The 17,055-nt window shown below is 30.9% G+C and carries 18 protein-coding genes; 8 read left to right on the top strand and 10 right to left on the bottom strand.

What is annotated here, in order from left to right; genetic code table 11:
* The first annotated feature begins 74 nt into the window (after positions 1–74).
* The gene (locus FHR24_RS12625) at positions 75–746 is read left to right on the top strand and encodes an SCO family protein (RefSeq protein ID WP_167189396.1); all 672 of its coding nucleotides are present in this window, start codon (positions 75–77) and stop codon (positions 744–746) included.
* 97 nt (positions 747–843) lie between these two features.
* Here FHR24_RS12625 and FHR24_RS12620 read toward each other — a convergent pair whose 3' ends face one another.
* Both FHR24_RS12620 and FHR24_RS12615 read right to left on the bottom strand, forming a co-directional pair.
* Positions 844–1,494, bottom strand: a complete 651-nt coding sequence (locus FHR24_RS12620; RefSeq protein WP_167189393.1) for an HD domain-containing protein — start codon at positions 1,492–1,494, stop codon at positions 844–846.
* On the bottom strand, positions 1,484–2,056 hold the full coding sequence (locus FHR24_RS12615) for a 5-formyltetrahydrofolate cyclo-ligase (RefSeq protein WP_167189390.1): 573 nt from the start codon (positions 2,054–2,056) through the stop codon (positions 1,484–1,486). Before FHR24_RS12615 ends, FHR24_RS12620 begins: the two co-directional genes overlap by 11 nt.
* Before the next feature lie 64 nt (positions 2,057–2,120).
* Between FHR24_RS12615 and FHR24_RS12610 the strand changes: the two genes are divergently transcribed.
* Positions 2,121–3,122, top strand: coding sequence for an NAD-dependent epimerase/dehydratase family protein (locus tag FHR24_RS12610; RefSeq protein WP_167189386.1), 1,002 nt, complete (start codon positions 2,121–2,123; stop codon positions 3,120–3,122).
* Here FHR24_RS12610 and FHR24_RS12605 read toward each other — a convergent pair.
* The 4 genes from FHR24_RS12605 to FHR24_RS12590 all read right to left on the bottom strand — a co-directional run bounded on the left by FHR24_RS12605 (position 3,114) and on the right by FHR24_RS12590 (position 8,606).
* Complete coding sequence (locus FHR24_RS12605) at positions 3,114–5,252, bottom strand: LysM peptidoglycan-binding domain-containing protein (RefSeq protein WP_167189383.1); 2,139 nt, start codon at positions 5,250–5,252, stop codon at positions 3,114–3,116. The genes FHR24_RS12610 and FHR24_RS12605 overlap by 9 nt on opposite strands.
* A 151-nt stretch (positions 5,253–5,403) precedes the next feature.
* A complete protein-coding gene (guaA, locus tag FHR24_RS12600) occupies positions 5,404–6,936 on the bottom strand; it encodes a glutamine-hydrolyzing GMP synthase (protein WP_167189380.1) in 1,533 nt (510 codons plus the stop codon).
* Between the two features lie 50 nt (positions 6,937–6,986).
* Positions 6,987–7,478: a DUF2867 domain-containing protein gene (locus FHR24_RS12595; protein WP_167189378.1), complete on the bottom strand. Its 492-nt coding sequence runs from the start codon at positions 7,476–7,478 to the stop codon at positions 6,987–6,989.
* Positions 7,479–8,606 (bottom strand): FAD-dependent monooxygenase, encoded by a 1,128-nt coding sequence (locus FHR24_RS12590; protein ID WP_243846553.1) that lies wholly within the window; start codon positions 8,604–8,606, stop codon positions 7,479–7,481. It lies immediately after the preceding gene.
* Positions 8,607–8,682: 76 nt separating this feature from the next.
* On the opposite strand from FHR24_RS12590, the gene FHR24_RS12585 reads away from it, so the two are divergent.
* The 6 genes from FHR24_RS12585 (at position 8,683) to FHR24_RS12560 (ending at position 13,521) form a co-directional block, all read left to right on the top strand.
* Complete coding sequence (locus tag FHR24_RS12585; protein ID WP_167189375.1) at positions 8,683–9,300, top strand: TetR/AcrR family transcriptional regulator; 618 nt, start codon at positions 8,683–8,685, stop codon at positions 9,298–9,300.
* A 79-nt stretch (positions 9,301–9,379) separates the two neighbouring features.
* Positions 9,380–11,323, top strand: a complete 1,944-nt coding sequence (gene thrS / locus FHR24_RS12580; RefSeq protein WP_167189372.1) for a threonine--tRNA ligase — start codon at positions 9,380–9,382, stop codon at positions 11,321–11,323.
* Positions 11,324–11,408: 85 nt separating this feature from the next.
* Entirely contained in the window at positions 11,409–11,927 is a 519-nt protein-coding gene (infC, locus tag FHR24_RS12575; protein WP_317166207.1) for a translation initiation factor IF-3, read from the top strand.
* A 156-nt stretch (positions 11,928–12,083) separates the two neighbouring features.
* A complete protein-coding gene (rpmI, locus tag FHR24_RS12570) occupies positions 12,084–12,281 on the top strand; it encodes a 50S ribosomal protein L35 (protein ID WP_167189369.1) in 198 nt (65 codons plus the stop codon).
* A gap of 113 nt (positions 12,282–12,394) precedes the next feature.
* Positions 12,395–12,739, top strand: coding sequence for a 50S ribosomal protein L20 (rplT, locus tag FHR24_RS12565; protein ID WP_167189366.1), 345 nt, complete (start codon positions 12,395–12,397; stop codon positions 12,737–12,739).
* Positions 12,740–12,828: 89 nt separating this feature from the next.
* The gene (locus FHR24_RS12560; protein ID WP_167189363.1) at positions 12,829–13,521 is read left to right on the top strand and encodes a TerC family protein; all 693 of its coding nucleotides are present in this window, start codon (positions 12,829–12,831) and stop codon (positions 13,519–13,521) included.
* Positions 13,522–13,585: 64 nt separating this feature from the next.
* On the opposite strand, the gene FHR24_RS12555 is transcribed toward FHR24_RS12560, so the two are convergent.
* The 4 genes from FHR24_RS12555 to FHR24_RS12540 all read right to left on the bottom strand — a co-directional run bounded on the left by FHR24_RS12555 (position 13,586) and on the right by FHR24_RS12540 (position 17,054).
* Positions 13,586–14,080 (bottom strand): autotransporter domain-containing protein, encoded by a 495-nt coding sequence (locus FHR24_RS12555; protein ID WP_167189360.1) that lies wholly within the window; start codon positions 14,078–14,080, stop codon positions 13,586–13,588.
* A gap of 254 nt (positions 14,081–14,334) precedes the next feature.
* On the bottom strand, positions 14,335–15,267 hold the full coding sequence (locus FHR24_RS12550) for an anti-sigma factor (protein WP_167189357.1): 933 nt from the start codon (positions 15,265–15,267) through the stop codon (positions 14,335–14,337).
* 61 nt (positions 15,268–15,328) lie between these two features.
* Positions 15,329–16,009 carry a Crp/Fnr family transcriptional regulator gene (locus FHR24_RS12545; RefSeq protein WP_167189353.1) on the bottom strand — a complete coding sequence of 227 codons (681 nt, stop codon included), beginning with the start codon at positions 16,007–16,009 and terminating at the stop codon, positions 15,329–15,331.
* Between the two features lie 109 nt (positions 16,010–16,118).
* A complete protein-coding gene (locus FHR24_RS12540) occupies positions 16,119–17,054 on the bottom strand; it encodes a hypothetical protein (protein ID WP_167189350.1) in 936 nt (311 codons plus the stop codon).
* Position 17,055: the final 1 nt, after the last annotated feature.

Raw genomic sequence — 17,055 nt, 5'->3', positions numbered from 1 at the left:
AACTTTAATTATGTGTTCTTATTTTTTTGGCTAAAGTTTCTAAAATGCTTTGTAACTTTGATAAAATTTTAAGCATGAGTCAAAACTTTTTTGCCAAATCTAAATACACCTTTATTGCTATGGGTGTATTGTCTGTGATTATTATTTCTTATTTATATCACCTAAACAACAAAGCAAAATCTTTGCCAATATATAACCCTATAGACATTAATCCAAGATTAGTAGATGAAAGTCTTTTAAACAAGTCAAAAAATCACATTATAGGGGCTTTTAAACTAACCGACCAAGACGGAAACACAGTAACAGAGTCTGACTTTGATAACAAAATTTATATTGCCGATTTCTTTTTTACCAGATGTGGTACTATTTGCCCTATTATGTCTAACAACATGTATATCCTTCAACAAGAATTCATCAATAATTCCTCTATAAAATTCTTATCTCACTCTGTAACTCCTGTTATGGATAGCGTTCCTGTCTTAAAAACTTATGCGAAGGCACATGGAGCAATTTCTGGAAAGTGGCACATTACTACTGGCGATAAAAAAGAAATTTACAACTTGGCTCGTAAAAATTATTTTGCTGTTTTAGATGAAGGAGATGGTGGGGATCAAGATTTTATTCACACAGAACAGTTTATACTGATAGATACCCAAAAAAGAATTAGAGGTTTTTATGACGGAACCAACAAACTAGAAGTTGAACAAGCTATAAAAGACATTTATCTATTAATATCCGAAAAATAAAACCTCCGGCACCAAAAAATGATACCGGAGGAAAAATTGCTATGAAAAAGTTAAGCAGTTGCTTAACGTCTATTAGGTCGCACTATAAATTAACTCCTTACAAATTCCCTTCACATTCTTTATAAAATTGCTCTAAATACAACTCCATAAATTGATGTCTTTGGTTGGCTATCTGTTTTCCCGTCTTTGTATTCATCTTATTTTTTAACAACAATAACTTTTCATAAAAATGATTAATTGTGGGTGCTGTACTTTTTTTATACTCCTCTTTAGTCATGTTTAAATTGGGAGCAATTTCTGGATTGTACATCGCTCTGTTTTTAAAACCTCCATAATTAAAAGCTCTTGCAATTCCCACAGCTCCAATAGCATCCAATCTATCTGCATCTTGTACCACATTTAACTCTACCGAAGCAAAAGTCTGCTTCTCTTTTCCTCCTTTAAAAGAAATGTTTTCTATAATTTTTACCACATGATTAATGACCTCATCTTTTACATTTTCTGATTTTAAAAAACGTGTAGCTACCCTAGGTCCAACTTGTTCATCTCCATTATAAAATTTAGAATCTGCAATATCGTGTAACAAGGCTCCTAAAGAAACTATTTCTAAATCACAATTTTCTGTTTTAGCAATTAGCAAAGTATTTTTATACACTCTTTCTATATGAAACCAGTCGTGACCTCCTTCGGCATTTTTTAATTGTTCTTTTACAAAAGCAATGGTATTATTGATTGTATTATGATTCATTAAATTGATATATTTTATGTGGAGTTATACAATAATCTAAAGGAATGTCTCCTAAGTAAACATCTTCTATTTGTTCTTCAGCTTCGTAAAAAGACAATCCTACTTTTAAAACATCCGATTTACATTTACTTAAAAAATCATCATAAAAACCTTTGCCATATCCCACTCTGTTTCCACTTATATCAAAGGCTAGTAAAGGAACAAAAACAACATCAATATTATCTTCTGGCACAGACAATCCATTTTGTGGTTCTGGAATTCCGTAAGAATTAATAACAAACTTAGTGTTTTCGGTTAATAAAAAATGAGACAAGGTATTTTTGATAAAGTCTGATTTTGAAACGACAACTTCTTTATTTCTAGCAAATAAAACATGTAAAATTTGATCTGTATCTATTTCTTTTAAATCTACAATACTTAAAAACAAATGATAATATGTTTTATTCCAAATAGGTGCTTTTAAAAGCTGATTTGCAATTTGTAAAGTAATTGATGTTATCTCGTCACTTGATAAAGTAGCTCTTAATTTTTTATATTTTTTTCGTAACTCTTTTTTAGTCATTTTAAAATACTTTGAAAAACAAAATTAACAATTAATATCTCTCAAAATTCACTAATTTAGAGTTATGATTTTAGTTACAGGAGGTACAGGTTTAGTAGGAGCTCATTTGTTATACCATTTGTGTAGCACAAACAACACAGTAGTAGCAACTTACAGAAATAAAAACACACAAAACATAACCAAAGAAATTTTTGAATTGTATGGTGACACAACAAACTATAAAAACATTGTCTGGAAAAAAGCTGACATTGTTGATATTCCTGAACTAGAAAAAGTTTTTATTGGGATTACACATGTATATCATGCGGCCGCAAAAGTATCTTTTAAAGCTTCCGATAGTGAACAGCTAAGAAAAATAAATATAGAAGGAACGGCCAATATTGTAAATCTCTGTATTAAAAACAAAATACAAAAATTATGTTACGTTAGCTCTATTGCAACATTAGCCAAAACTCCTGGTATTGATTTTATTGACGAAGATTGCGAATGGAATCCCGAAGGAGACCATAGTGATTATAGCATTACTAAATATGGTGCAGAAATAGAAGTTTGGAGAGGTTCTCAAGAAGGGTTGCCCGTAGTAATTGTAAACCCTGGGGTTATTTTTGGTTTTGGAGCTTGGAATCTAAACTCTAGCCAACTATTTTCTAAAATAAAAAAAGGTTTGCCGTTTTATACCAACGGAACTGTTGGTGTTGTAGGAGTACAAGATGTAATATTTGCAATGATTACTTTGATGAATAGTACTGTTATCAATCAACGTTTTATTATGGTTGCAGAAAATCTTAGTTACCACAACATTTTTTCTTTAATTGCTAAGACTCTAAATGTAAAACCTCCAAAATTTAAAGCCAGTAAAACTTTTACAGAAATTGCTTGGCGATTAAATCATCTTGTGTCTAGCTTAACTTTTGGAACTATTAACTTTGGCTTGAACAAATACAGTGCACGTGCTGCTCATAAAAAAAGATATTACAAAGGAGATCTAATAAAAAAGAGTATAACTAATTTTAGCTATACCCCTTTTACTACTGTAATTAAAGAAATTTGTTCTAAATTACCTTAATCTAATAATTTTTAATCCCTCTTCTTTTGTATTCTCTATTGCATTTACAAATACAGCTTGATTTTCTTTTACCTGCTCTCCGTTTTTAGTATAATAAAAAGCTTGTTTGTATCTGTGAGATGCCCCATTAACATCTTTAGAATTCCCTTTTATTGTTCTTAAAACAGCATCATAAGTAACGTTAAACCCTCTAATGGCATACTCGCTTGGTAGTGCACTGTTCTTAACAGAATAAGCTTTTTCTACCTTTTTGTTTTTTACAGCAATATACTCTACCTCATCTGTACCATAAGTGTAATTGTATTTTGCCAAGGTTTCGTATGAAATCTTATTTGCATAGTCCGATTTTTCAAAAGATAAAACTCTTACAGGTGTATCTAATAAATCTTTTTTAGGAATAGACCCTGTGTTGTTAAAAACATCAGCAGTAATTACATTGCTATTTTCTACAATTAAAATCCAATTGGGTTGCTCTAACTTTAGTTGGCTTAAAAATTCTTGTCTAGAAATATATCCTTTAGACAACGTTAATAAGCTAACATCGTTTTCTATAATGGCTCCTAACTTATCTCTTTTAGCTAGTATGCTTTTATAATTTTTTAAAGCGGTCATATTTTGTTTAGTTCCCACAATAATTAAATGTTGTCCTTTTCTATTTTCTTTAATAAAAGACAACACTTCTTTTTCTAACAAATCTTTATTAGTAGCTGTTTTGATTATATTACTATTTCTAAAACGGTTTTGTTTTTGAGAATAAATAGGATAGTACACAGGAACCGATGGAAATTGAGTAGCTACATACATTGCATTATTGGTATACAAAGGACCTATAATAACATCTGGGTGATGTGCTTTTATAACCTCCATATTTTTATGAATAGAGTCTACCGATTTTTCTGTATCTACAACAGATAAATTTACTTTAACTCCTTGTTTTTGTAAAGAATCAATTGCCATAGATGCTCCTAAGTAAAAATCGGAAACAATACTAGGCAATCCATTTGGGTTTGCAAATAAGATCTCTTGACTTAACGTATCATTCTTTTTAAAATCAAAAGGCAACATAATCATTGTATTTACCACTTTATCAATTACTATAGAATCTTTAAACCATTGATGATCTTCAAACAACACATGAGTTCTTTTTAATCCTACCAATAAATCTCCTCCATTTTCTAGAATAGAATCAAAACTAGGATTTATAGACTTTAAAGAATCTTTGCTTATTCCTAACTCTTCCAAAACCACTTCTATAGAATCTCCTTGTTGATAAGAATATGTTAAAGGAGATCTTTTGTATATTGGTGCAACAGTACTTTTGGTCACTTTGGCAATTACTTTACTTGGCAATTGAATAGCTGAACCAATTACCAAACTGTCTATAGTTACGGTATCATTAACAGCTAATAATTCTGAAACACTAATTCCGTACTTTTTAGAAACACTATATAAGGTTTCTCCTTTAGCAATAATATGTTTACTAGGATCTGATTCAATTTCTTCCTTACTAAGTGTAGGTATTATTAAAACGGTTCCAAGTTTTAACCCTTCGCTTAACACAACTGAATTAGCCTTTTTTAAATCAGGAATACTAACTCCGTATGTTTTAGAAATTCCATACAAAGTTTCTTTTGCAGCAACGGTATGTGTTTTTATGGTTTGCTTTGCAGGGGCTTGTTTTTTTACCGTTAAAATCTGTAATTCTTGTCCTATTTTTAATCCATCTATTGCTAAAACAGGATTTTGTTTTAGCAAATTAGACATAGATATATTGTATTGTTTAGATAAACTATACAACGTTTCTTTTGCCTTTACTTTATGTACCGCCAAAGAATCTTTTTCTTGTTCAGAAAATTTAAAATAATCTCTGCTAGCATCTGGCCTTAGATCTTTAGGGGGTTTTGTTGATTTAAAATTTCTGACAGGAATTTTTATCAACGTTTTTTTCTTTGGCTTTTTAGGGATATCTGGGTTTGCTTTTAACAAAGCAGTGTAGCTTACATCAAATTTTTCTGCAATATCCTTTAAAGACTCTCCTCTTTTCACCTTATACTCTTTTAGTTCTTGTGCTGATAAAGAGAAACTTATCATAAAAAACAACAAACTAAAAGCTTTACATATTTGTATCATATTGGGATTCATTTTCAGAACACAATATTACATATATTATACCAAATATAAGAACCTAACATACGTTAAAACCTAGATACATATTAACAAAATATAGGTATAAAAAAACACCAACTTTTAAAGTTGGTGTTTTTAATTTTATAATAAAACCTTATTCCCACTCAATAGTAGCAGGTGGTTTAGAGCTAATGTCATAAACAACTCTGTTTACTCCTTTTACACTGTTTATTATTTTGTTTGATATTTCTTGTAAAAATTTATATGGTAAATCTACCCAGTCAGCAGTCATACCATCTGTAGACTCAACAGCACGTAAAGCAACCGCTTTTTCGTATGTACGCTCATCTCCCATTACCCCTACAGATTGTACAGGTAATAAAATAGCTCCGGCTTGCCAAACAGAATCATACAATCCGTGTTCTTTTAACCCGTTAATAAAAATAGCATCTACTTCTTGTAACATCGCTACTTTTTCTGGGGTAATATCTCCTAATATTCTAATTGCCAATCCTGGTCCTGGAAAAGGATGACGACCTAACAGTTCCGGATCAATTCCCATAGATTTTCCTGCTCTACGAACCTCATCTTTAAAAATCATACGTAAAGGCTCTACAATTTTTAATTTCATAAAGTCTGGCAACCCCCCTACGTTATGATGAGATTTAATTGTTGCTGATGGTCCTCCATCTGCAGAAACAGATTCAATTACATCAGGATAAATAGTTCCTTGTGCCAACCATTTTACGTTTTCTATCAAATGAGATTCTTGATCAAAAACATCAATAAATGCTTTACCAATAGCTTTACGTTTCAATTCAGGATCAGACAAACCTTCTAATTCTTTCATAAATCTGTCGGTAGCATCTACTCCTTTTACGTTTAAGCCCATACCTTCGTATTGCTTTAACACACCTTCAAATTCGTTTTTACGTAGTAATCCATTGTTAACAAATACACAGTATAAATTATCTCCTATAGCTTTATTTAATAAAACGGCTGCTACGGTAGAATCTACCCCTCCAGACAGTCCTAAAACTACTTTATCGTTTCCTACTTTGTCCTTAATTTCTTGAACGGTAGTTTCTACAAAATTATTAGGTGTCCATTCTTGAGCAACTCCTGCAATTTTCACTAAAAAGTTTCCTAATAATTTAGCTCCATCTGTAGAGTGATATACCTCTGGGTGGAATTGAATTGCGTAAGTATCTTCTCCTTTAACGTGATATGCTGCATTTTTTACATCTGGTGTACTTGCAATACATTCGTAATTATCTGGTAAGTTTAAAATGGTGTCAGAATGACTCATCCAAACTTGACTTCCTTCTTTAATATCATCAAACAAAGGATTTGTATGATCTAAAAAAGATAAGTTGGCTCTACCATATTCTCTGGTGTTTGATGCTCCTACTTCTCCACCAAAAAAGTGTGCTAAGTATTGAGCTCCATAACAGATTCCTAATAATGGTTTTTTACCTTTTACTTCTGATAAATCTATTTTAGGTGCATTTTCTCCTCTTACTGAGTGTGGAGAACCTGATAGAATAACTGCTTTATAATCAGCAAAATTATATTTTTCGCTGTTGTATGGATGAATTTCACAATAAATGTTCAACTCTCTCACTCGACGAGCTATCAGCTGCGTAACTTGAGATCCGAAATCTAGAATAAGTACTTTTTGTTGCATGCGCAAAAGTAACTTTTTATTTATTGACTACAAAAATTTAAGAAGTGGTTTTATGGTTTTCTGTAAGCCTGTTTGACCATATGTTTTACAACCAATTTATGAAATGGCTTAATCACATTCATATAGACCATTCCAAACTTATTGTGATACGTTACCAAAGTAGTTATTTTAACATTGTAAAATTCTGATTTTGTTTTACCAACAACAACTCTAAAATTTAAATGCTTGTCATTTACTCCTAAAACTATCTCAGTTGCTTTTAATTCGTAAATTCTAAAAAAACCAATATATCCTCCTATTTTATATTCCACAGAATAATCTATTGGCTGCACTGTTTTTAACCCTACAACCGACACTAATACATTTCTGATTTTAAATAAAAAATCTATCCACACAGGCATCGTATTAAAAATCAAATTTGCTATTTCTGTAACCGTATTTTTATGATTGGTGGTAGCAAACGTGTCTAAAAAATCAATTTGATTCAAAACCCAGCCTTGGTAATCTTCTTTAAGAGACTTCTCTTTTATTACTTTCTTCATCTATATTATGACTAGTTTAAAAATAGCTTCCATTTGTTTTTCTTGAATAGATAACGGAATCGTTTTTACTATTCTATTCCTTAACCACACCAACAGAGAATTTGACCAATGTGCTATTGTTCCTATTTTATAGCTTGTTAAAACAATCTTATGTGCTTTCTTTATTCTTAATTTTTCATACTCTTTAAAAGCTTTTAGAATATGGTGTTTTTCTATACATTCTGCCAACACAAAAGCATCTTCTATAGCCTGACAAGCTCCTTGCCCTAAATTTGGTGTGGTGGCATGTGCTGCATCCCCCAACAAACAAATACAATCAACACTCCAATTTTTAAAAGGTGCAATATCCATTATTTCAGCAGTATGAATGTTTTTTTCATCTGTTTTAGAAATAATATCAGCAACCAAAGAATCAAACACTTTAAAATCATTTATATTTATATTTTGCTTCCTATATTTATGAATCGATTTTAATGCATACCAATACACCTTTTGATCGTTAATTTTAACAAAACCAAAACGAACTCCTTTCCCCCAACTTTCTACAGCTTGATGACTGTATTTTTCCGGTAGATTATAATTCAATACCCCCCTCCAACATATTTGTTGTGCTTTTCTTATTTTAACAGACTCAAACAACAGTTGTCTAACTTTAGAATGAATACCATCTGCTCCAATAACAACTTCTGAATTATAATCCTTATCATTATTAAACTTTAAAAGACATCCGTTAGATTTCTTTTTTATTCCTTTAAGTTGATGATCTAAAAAAAGTTCGTCTGACTCAAATTCATCCATCAATATTCTCTGGAGTTTTCCTCTGTGAATGGCTATGTTTTTAAGTTGATATTTACTTTCAAAAACCGACAAATCTGTTTCTGAAATAGTTTCTAATTTTTCATCAACAATTTTTACAGAAGAAACATAAGATCCTTGTGCTGTTATTTTATCAGACAGATTAAGTTTCTGGTAAACCTGCATGGCATTATTTGCCAAGATAATACCAGCACCTAAGGATCTCACCTCTTTTGTTTGTTCAAAAACACGCACGTTAAACCCTTTTCTTTTTAAGAAAATTCCTGTGGTTAAACCTCCTATACCTCCTCCTATAATATCTATTATCATCATAAAACATCTAAATTAGGTCAAATGTACTAATTATATTTAGTAGGTCATCTATACTAAATAATTATATTTACAGTCCATGAATACAACAAAACAAAAAATATTAAAAACTTCTTTAGATTTGTTTAACCAGCAAGGCCTTTACAAGGTAACTTTAAGACGAATTGCTAAGGAGATAAACATAAGTCAGGGAAACTTAAATTATCATTACAAAAAAAGAGAAGATATTATAGAAACTCTTTATTTTAGTTTGGTTGCAGATATTGACAAAACAATGCTCAATATCAATCAGAACCAAATAAATGTTAAAACATTACACCAATTGTCTAGTGCTGTATTACATCTGTTTTATGAGTATCGCTTTTTTTTATTAGACTTTACTCAAATTATGAGAGAACAACCTGTAGTTAAAACACATTACAATCAATTGGTTAAAATAAGAAAACAGCAAACTCTAGACTTATTCAACACTCTTGTTGCAAACAAATTAATGAGAAACGAACAGTTTAAAAATGAATTTGACGATTTGTATACTCGAATTCAGATTTTGAGTGACTTTTGGATGTCATCTATAACTATAGAAAATACATTAATTGATAAAAAAACAACTGATAAGTATGTTAAAATTATAACCGAATCCATCTACCCTTATTTAACTAAAAAAGGTCTTGATGAATATTATTTACTGTTAACTTAAAACATCTTAATTCTTTTTTGTCTTACGTTTTTAATCTACAATTAAACGACTATCTTTGCAATGCAAAAAAATATTTATAATGATTAATATTACTTTACCCGATGGGAGTGTAAGAGCGTACGAACAAAATAGTACGCCAATGGATGTGGCCATGAGTATTAGCCACGGTTTAGCAAGAAATGTAATTTCTGCAAGTTTTAATGGAAATACCGTTGAAACCAAAACCCCATTAACCACGGACGGTAATTTAACCTTATTTACATTTGATCAACCCGAAGGAAAAAAAGCTTTTTGGCACTCTTCTGCACACGTTTTAGCACAAGCTATTCAAAAATTATATCCTGGTGTAAAATTAACTATTGGTCCTGCCATAGAAAACGGTTTTTATTACGATATTGATTTTGGTGAACACAAAGTTTCTGAAACAGACTTCCCTAAAATAGAAGCTAAATTTTTAGAATTGGCTAGAGGAAAACACGAATTTACATTGCGTGAAGTTTCTAAGGCAGATGCTTTAGCTAAATATAAAGAAGAAGAAAATCCTTTTAAAGTTGAGTTGATAGAAAACTTAACCGATGGAGAAATTACTTTCTGCGATCATGATGATTTTACTGATTTATGTCGTGGAGGTCATATTCCAAATACAGGAATTTTAAAAGCAGTTAAAGTAATGAGTGCTGCAGGTGCTTATTGGAGAGGTGATGAAAAAAATCCTCAGTTAACTCGTATTTATGGAATCACTTTCCCTAAAGCGAAGTTGTTGACTGAATATTTAGAATTATTAGAATTAGCAAAGCAACGTGATCACCGTAAATTGGGTAAAGAATTAGAATTGTTTACTTTTTCTCAAAAAGTTGGACAAGGATTGCCTTTATGGTTACCAAAAGGAGCTGCCCTAAGGCAACGTTTAGAAGACTTCTTAAAAAAAGCGCTTAAAAAAGGTGGATACGAGATGGTGGTAACACCACATATCGGCCAAAAAGAGTTGTATGTGACTTCTGGTCACTATGAAAAATATGGAGAAGATAGTTTTCAACCTATCAAAACTCCAAAAATGGATGAAGAATTCTTATTAAAACCAATGAACTGTCCTCATCACTGTGAAATTTTTAACTACAAACCTTGGTCTTATAAAGAGTTACCTAAGCGTTATGCTGAATTTGGTACCGTTTATAGATACGAGCAAAGTGGTGAATTACATGGAATGACTCGTGTACGTTGTTTTACACAAGATGATGCACATATTTTTTGTACTCCAGATCAATTAGATCAAGAGTTTAAAGATGCTATTGATTTAGTATTATATGTATTTGGTTCTTTAGGTTTTGAAGACTTTACAGCTCAAGTCTCTTTAAGAGACCCTGAAAATCCAGAAAAATACATTGGTTCTGATGAAAATTGGGAAAAGGCAGAAAATGCAATCTTAAATGCAGCCAAAGAAAAAGGTTTAAATTATGTTGTAGAAACAGGAGAAGCTGCTTTTTATGGACCTAAATTAGACTTTATGGTAAAAGATGCATTAGGAAGAAGTTGGCAGTTAGGAACTATTCAAGTAGACTACAATCTGCCTGAAAGATTTGACTTAACCTACAAAGGATCTGACAATGCACAACATAGACCTATTATGATTCACAGAGCTCCTTTTGGATCTTTGGAACGTTTTATTGCTGTATTGTTAGAACATACAGGTGGTAATTTTCCACTTTGGTTAATGCCAGAACAAGTTATTATCTTACCAATCAGTGAGAAATATCAGAAATATGCAGAAAAAGTTTCAGAATTGCTAGAAAATTCCGAAATTCGCACGCTAATTGATGACCGGAATGAAAAAACAGGTCGAAAAATTAGAGATGCTGAGGTTAGTAAAATCCCTTACATGATTATTGTAGGAGAAAAAGAAGAAGGAGAAGAAAGTGTATCTGTTAGAAAACATGGTGAAGGAGATTTAGGATCTTTTTCTGTAAATGATTTTATCAAACATGTAACTAACGAAATAGACAAAACCTTAGTACCATTTAAATAGAGTTTAACTTCTCATAGTAATATGAGAGCAAAAAGATAAAGCCATAGCAATTAAGAGAAGAAGGTCCCGAGGACCTGCGAGAATTATTAAGGAAAATCCACATAGAATTAATAACGATATTCGTTTTGTGGATGAAGTGCGTTTAGTAGGTGAAAACATCGAAGTTGGAGTATATCCAATTGCTGATGCCAAAAGATTCGCTAGAGAACAAGAGTTAGATTTAGTAGAAATATCTCCTAAAGCTGTCCCTCCTGTTTGTAAAATTATAGATTACAAAAAGTTTTTGTACGAGCAAAAGAAACGTGATAAAGTTATTAAAGCGAAAGCTACTAAAGTAACTGTAAAAGAAATTCGTTTTGGACCTCAGACAGATGAGCATGATTACGAATTTAAAAAGAAACATGCCATTAAATTTTTGCAAGATGGTGCAAAACTAAAAGCATATGTATTCTTTAAGGGTCGTTCTATTATATTTAAAGATCAGGGGCAAATTTTACTATTAAAATTAGCTCAAGAATTAGAAGAATATGGTAAAGTAGAGCAAATGCCTAAGTTAGAAGGTAAACGTATGATTATGTTTATGGCTGCTAAAGTAAAAAAATAGTTGACAGACCTCTTTATGTTTAAAGTCTATTAGGTTTTATACATAACGTAAACTCAACAACCTTTTCTACTTTCTATCAACATAAAAAGTAAAGTATAGCTATTTAACAATAGCTATTACTCAAAATAAAATAAGCAAGAATAAAAACTTATAGAGATGCCTAAATTAAAAACAAAATCTAGTGCTAAGAAGAGATTCAAAGTAACTGGAACTGGAAAATTAAAAAGAAAGCACGCTTTTAAAAGTCACATCTTAACAAAGAAGTCTAAAAAGCGTAAATTAAAATTAACTCACGACGGTTTAGTTCACAAGAACGACGAAGCGAGTATTAAAAACATGTTAAACTTAAAGTAATTTAAGTATAACAAGGGAATATTTAATTATTAACCATGGAGTGGGCAATAAAAGTATTAACAATTACGACTAAGTAATTACGTAATCGCCTCACTACAAAAAACATTGAAATTATGCCTAGATCAGTAAATTCAGTAGCCTCAAGAAGAAGAAGAAAAAAAATCTTGAAGCAAGCAAAAGGTTATTTTGGAAGACGTAAAAACGTTTACACAGTAGCAAAAAATGCGGTTGAGAAAGCAATGTCTTACTCTTACCGTGATAGAAAAAACAAGAAAAGAAGTTTCCGTGCTTTATGGATTACTCGTATTAACGCGGGTGCTCGTATTCATGGATTGTCTTATTCTCAGTTTATGGGGAAAGTAAAAGCTCAAAACATCGAATTAAACCGTAAGGTTTTAGCTGATTTGGCTATGAACAACCCAGAAGCTTTTAAGGCCATCGTCGAAAAAGTAAAATAAATTTAAAATAATATCTTGCTTATATTTTAACCCTCTAACTTTTGTTAGAGGGTTTTTTAATTTATTACATTTGATGAAAAAATTAAACTATGCTACAAGAAATAATCATCCCATTAGTATCGCTCGTTTTTTTAGAAGTGGTGTTAGGAATAGATAATATTATATTTATATCCATTTTAACAGATAAACTTCCTGAAGAAAAAAGAGATAAATTAAGAATTATAGGACTGGCTTTAGCGGCTATTATTAGAATAGGATTGTTAACTGTTGTTTCTTGGATTTTAAAGCTAGATAATAATTTATTCTCTGTTTTTGGATTAGGTTTTAGCGGAAAAAACATCATACTACTTATAGGTGGAATCTTTTTACTTTACAAAGCTAGTTCTGAAATTTTTCATCATACTGAAACAGAAGTAAATGCTAGTAATAAAAAAGTAAAAAATTCAACCTTTACTAATTTATTAATTGAAATTCTTATTCTAGATATTGTATTTTCTATAGATTCTATTATTACTGCCGTAGGTATGGTTAGCAATCTATATGTAATGTATGCTGCTGTAATAATAAGTGTTTTAATCATGATTTTTGCTTCTAAACCCATCGTAAACTTTATCAATAAACACATTTCTTTTAAAATATTAGCGTTGTGTTTTTTAATGATGATTGGTGTTTCTTTAATTGGAGAAGGTCTCCATTTTGAAATCCCTAAAGGATACATTTATTTTTCTATGTTATTTGCCTTTTTAGTAGATTTGATACAGATTAAAACAGTTAAAAAATAAACCCTAACAAAAAAGCTCGATAGAAATTCTATCGAGCTTTTTTTAAACCATAATTCAGTAGTTATTAGAAAAAGTATCTAAACCCTACAGATAAATCAGAATCTCCTAAATCTGTTACAAAACCGCTAGAACTTCCACTATTTCCTTGATTATTGTATGTTCTATAAGTATATCCTAAAACATTATCAAACCCAACTTTGATAGACATATGCTTGTTAAGTACACAACTTATACTTGGAGAAACACCTATAGTATAAAATCTATTTTCAATATCGTTTTTATCATTATCGTTGTTAATAAAATTAGCATTACCAGAAACACTTAAAAAGAAACTTTTATAGAGTTTATAATATTTTTCTGCATACACACCTACACCATAATTAGAATCATCATACTCTGTATTAGAGTTTTCTTTAGTTTTTATTTTGTTATACCTTGCAGAAAGACCTACAACCAAATTATCTTCTATAAAATATCCAACAGATGGATTGATTGAGAAACTTTTACTTTCATAATTAGTTCCATCAACATTTTCTGTTTCTGATTTTCCTGCTGACAAACTACCTCCAACAGTATAGCTTCTCCTTTAGAATACGACGATTCAAATTCTATTTCTTGAGCAGATACGCTCAACATTGTTAAAAACAACACACTAAGTAATACTTTTTTCATAATATATTTTTTATAATTAATATGTTATGATATATACAAGTGCAATGCCGAAAGAATGTATATATGTTAATTTAAAAACAAAAAAAGGTTAATCCATTTGGAATGGATCAACCTTTTTATAAAAACAATACACTTCTTTTCTTACTTTCTTATAATAGATCCTGATGGAAAACTTGATAGATTAGTATTTAAGTTATGGGTTGTTGGTGCTATTGCAGCATCTGTAGCAATAGTAACTAAGAGTGGTTTTATAGAAAACGGTTTTACCGAATTATCTGGATAAGGCTCTAAAGAGATTACTGTTGTTTTTCCTCTAACGTCTAAAGGAAACGTAACTCCTGTTGGTGCATTTAATAAAAAATCTTCTCCTGGAATTGGTGGTCCTGCATTTGCTTCTGTTCCACTAAACTGATTGCTTGCATCACTTTCTGTAAAACTAATAAATGTTCCTGTAGATATAGGTGTTCCATTTACAACAACCCAACCTTCATACCTCCAACCAGAACTTGCCTCCAACTCTGGCATACCTCCTAAACCTGCTGTTGGCGGAGTCCCTGGAGTACCATACCATATTCCATTTTCATCATTTCCGTTATTAGTTCCTGTTTCATCTGTTGGAGTTCTTAAAAAGAACTTTCCCCAAGCCTCAGTAAACTCTCCATCTCCATTTGTATTAATCCCCGGAATTGTATTAGCAACTACTATTGCAGAATTCCCTGAAAAATCTGCTGCTAAAATTTTAGTTGCAGATGGTGCTGGATCATTATCTACCGTTGGCTCAATAGACAAGACAAATTTTGTCGCATTTGCTAAATTTGTTTTATCTACAGTAAAAGAATTTGCAGACCAATCTCCTGAATCATTTATGGTAAATACTCCTGTAGACACAGGATTTTCATTTACAATTATCCATCCTTCATAAACAAAATCATCACCTAAGTTTGCCAATCCATTTATAGATAATTCTAAGTTTGTATTACTCTCTATTATTGACTTTGTATCATCATCATTATCACACGATCCTAGTAACATTCCAAAGGCTAAAACACCTGCTGTAAAAAATTTCTTATTCATTTTAAATTGATTTTTAATTATAAAATCAAATGTAGAACAGATCTTTTTTATGTTTTGTTAGCTAGCTAACACTTAAGCTTTTTTTTAAAATAATTTTAGTTCTTGTAAACTCTATCTGCCCTTCTTCTTTTAATTCATTTAAAATAATATTTAAACTAGGTCTAGAGGCTCCTATTAAGTTTGCAATATCTTTTTGAGTGTAGGGATGTTCTATTTCTATGGTTTGATTACTCTTATTTACAACTCCAAAATCGTTAGAAAGATCTGTTAAAAATTCTGTTACTCTTGTTTTACAATCTTTAAACATTAAAATTTCTAACCTTCTTTCTAATTTTTTTATTCTATAGTTGATGAACTTGTAAATATTTAAAGCAAAATTTTGATTGTCTTTCATTAAATCATGTAGTGTAGCAACTTCTATAGGACAAACAGTCGTTGAGCTATTTAATACTTTTGCGAATTCACTTCTGGTATCTTGCCCCAACAAAGCTTTTTCGCCAAAGACCTGCCCTTTACTTAAAATAGCTTTGATCACCTCATCTCCTTCGGCAGTGTAATAACCTATTTTTATTTTTCCAGATTGAATTAAAAATAATTTATTCGCTCTATCTGCAGAAAAATAAACATATTCATTTTTTTTAAAGTTTAAAAACTGATGACATGAAGCATATTCTTTAAATTTATGAGGACAAAGTTTTCCAAATAAATTAACATTTTCTACAAACCATAATTGTTTAGACATTCTATTTAGGGATAGTTGAAGTACTACATATGTCGAATTATTTTATGATTAATTACACAAAAAAGCCTCTATTAAAAATAGAGGCTTTTTTATATAGTAAATTATAACTTTAAAATTCTCTTACACATAAAACAGAAAATGAATGAGACCAATTTTGATAAGTATTACCTTCTCCAAATGTTGGATTAGCTAGCTCTTGAGTTGCATAAGATGATGAGTATGTAGACCAGTGATAATCATACGCAAAGAAATTTTGATTTCCTACAGTTCCTCGAATCTCTACTAGTTCAGCTACCGAAGGCATATGCCAATTATTATAAGTTCCTTCATTTAAAGCATTAACATAATTACCTGATTGAGAATAAGGTACTCTTGCTTGTGTACTTGATGCCACCAAACCATGTGTCTCTCCTTCAACATAACCTGTATCTCCATTTTGAAATATCTTATATACAATACCTCCTTCAGCTCGTGTACCAACTTTTATCGGACATTTTCCATCTTTTGTCCAAACAGGTTTATCTTCACAGTAAGTTAATACCATACTACTCTCTGATGGTGCAGCTACTTTATCCCAAGAAGAACCATTCCAATAAGTCATATCTCCAGCAGTTGGAGTTTGAGGTAAGTTTGAAGAAGAACTACCTGATGTTTTTGCATATAATGCATATGGTACGCTCATCATTTGACTAGTTCCAGTAATTGTATAATTTGTACCTCCTGTAATATCTGTTTCTGTTTTGATAAAATAAGTATCATTACTCCAATCAATATTAGAAAAAACTCCCGTACTAACATTACCCGTACCTATTTCTAAACTCACTAATCCATTAGCATTTGTAGTTGGAGTTTGTCTCTCTACATAAACAGCAGTACCAGACTGTCCTCCTTTTAAAACACTAACTTGTATTCCTAAGTTTTGGTTAACAACTAAGTTATTTTCTGTATCTCGGATTACCGCTTGATAGCTCATTTTTTCGGGTGCTTGTGCCCATGTGTTAATACTTATTAATAAAGCAATAATTAATTGTAATGTTTTTTTCATG

This window comes from Wenyingzhuangia heitensis, assembly GCF_011762155.1.
GTDB classification, from domain to species: domain Bacteria; phylum Bacteroidota; class Bacteroidia; order Flavobacteriales; family Flavobacteriaceae; genus Wenyingzhuangia; species Wenyingzhuangia heitensis.
The sequence above is the reverse complement of the archived record's forward strand: the minus strand, read 5'-3'. Positions and strand labels throughout refer to the sequence as shown.

Excerpts from the sequence above, each read along its gene's own strand:
- FHR24_RS12550 (WP_167189357.1), bottom strand. The coding sequence starts at position 15,267 with ATGAATAAGAAATTTTTTACAGCAGGTGTTTTAGCCTTTGGAATGTTA.
- rpmI (WP_167189369.1), top strand. The coding sequence starts at position 12,084 with ATGCCTAAATTAAAAACAAAATCTAGTGCTAAGAAGAGATTCAAAGTA.
- FHR24_RS12625 (WP_167189396.1), top strand. The coding sequence starts at position 75 with ATGAGTCAAAACTTTTTTGCCAAATCTAAATACACCTTTATTGCTATG.
- FHR24_RS12610 (WP_167189386.1), top strand. The coding sequence starts at position 2,121 with ATGATTTTAGTTACAGGAGGTACAGGTTTAGTAGGAGCTCATTTGTTA.
- thrS (WP_167189372.1), top strand. The coding sequence starts at position 9,380 with ATGATTAATATTACTTTACCCGATGGGAGTGTAAGAGCGTACGAACAA.
- FHR24_RS12590 (WP_243846553.1), bottom strand. The coding sequence starts at position 8,606 with ATGATGATAATAGATATTATAGGAGGAGGTATAGGAGGTTTAACCACA.
- FHR24_RS12540 (WP_167189350.1), bottom strand. The coding sequence starts at position 17,054 with ATGAAAAAAACATTACAATTAATTATTGCTTTATTAATAAGTATTAAC.
- guaA (WP_167189380.1), bottom strand. The coding sequence starts at position 6,936 with ATGCAACAAAAAGTACTTATTCTAGATTTCGGATCTCAAGTTACGCAG.
- FHR24_RS12545 (WP_167189353.1), bottom strand. The coding sequence starts at position 16,009 with ATGTCTAAACAATTATGGTTTGTAGAAAATGTTAATTTATTTGGAAAA.
- rplT (WP_167189366.1), top strand. The coding sequence starts at position 12,395 with ATGCCTAGATCAGTAAATTCAGTAGCCTCAAGAAGAAGAAGAAAAAAA.
- FHR24_RS12605 (WP_167189383.1), bottom strand. The coding sequence starts at position 5,252 with ATGATACAAATATGTAAAGCTTTTAGTTTGTTGTTTTTTATGATAAGT.
- FHR24_RS12585 (WP_167189375.1), top strand. The coding sequence starts at position 8,683 with ATGAATACAACAAAACAAAAAATATTAAAAACTTCTTTAGATTTGTTT.
- FHR24_RS12560 (WP_167189363.1), top strand. The coding sequence starts at position 12,829 with ATGCTACAAGAAATAATCATCCCATTAGTATCGCTCGTTTTTTTAGAA.
- FHR24_RS12595 (WP_167189378.1), bottom strand. The coding sequence starts at position 7,478 with ATGAAGAAAGTAATAAAAGAGAAGTCTCTTAAAGAAGATTACCAAGGC.
- FHR24_RS12615 (WP_167189390.1), bottom strand. The coding sequence starts at position 2,056 with ATGACTAAAAAAGAGTTACGAAAAAAATATAAAAAATTAAGAGCTACT.
- FHR24_RS12620 (WP_167189393.1), bottom strand. The coding sequence starts at position 1,494 with ATGAATCATAATACAATCAATAATACCATTGCTTTTGTAAAAGAACAA.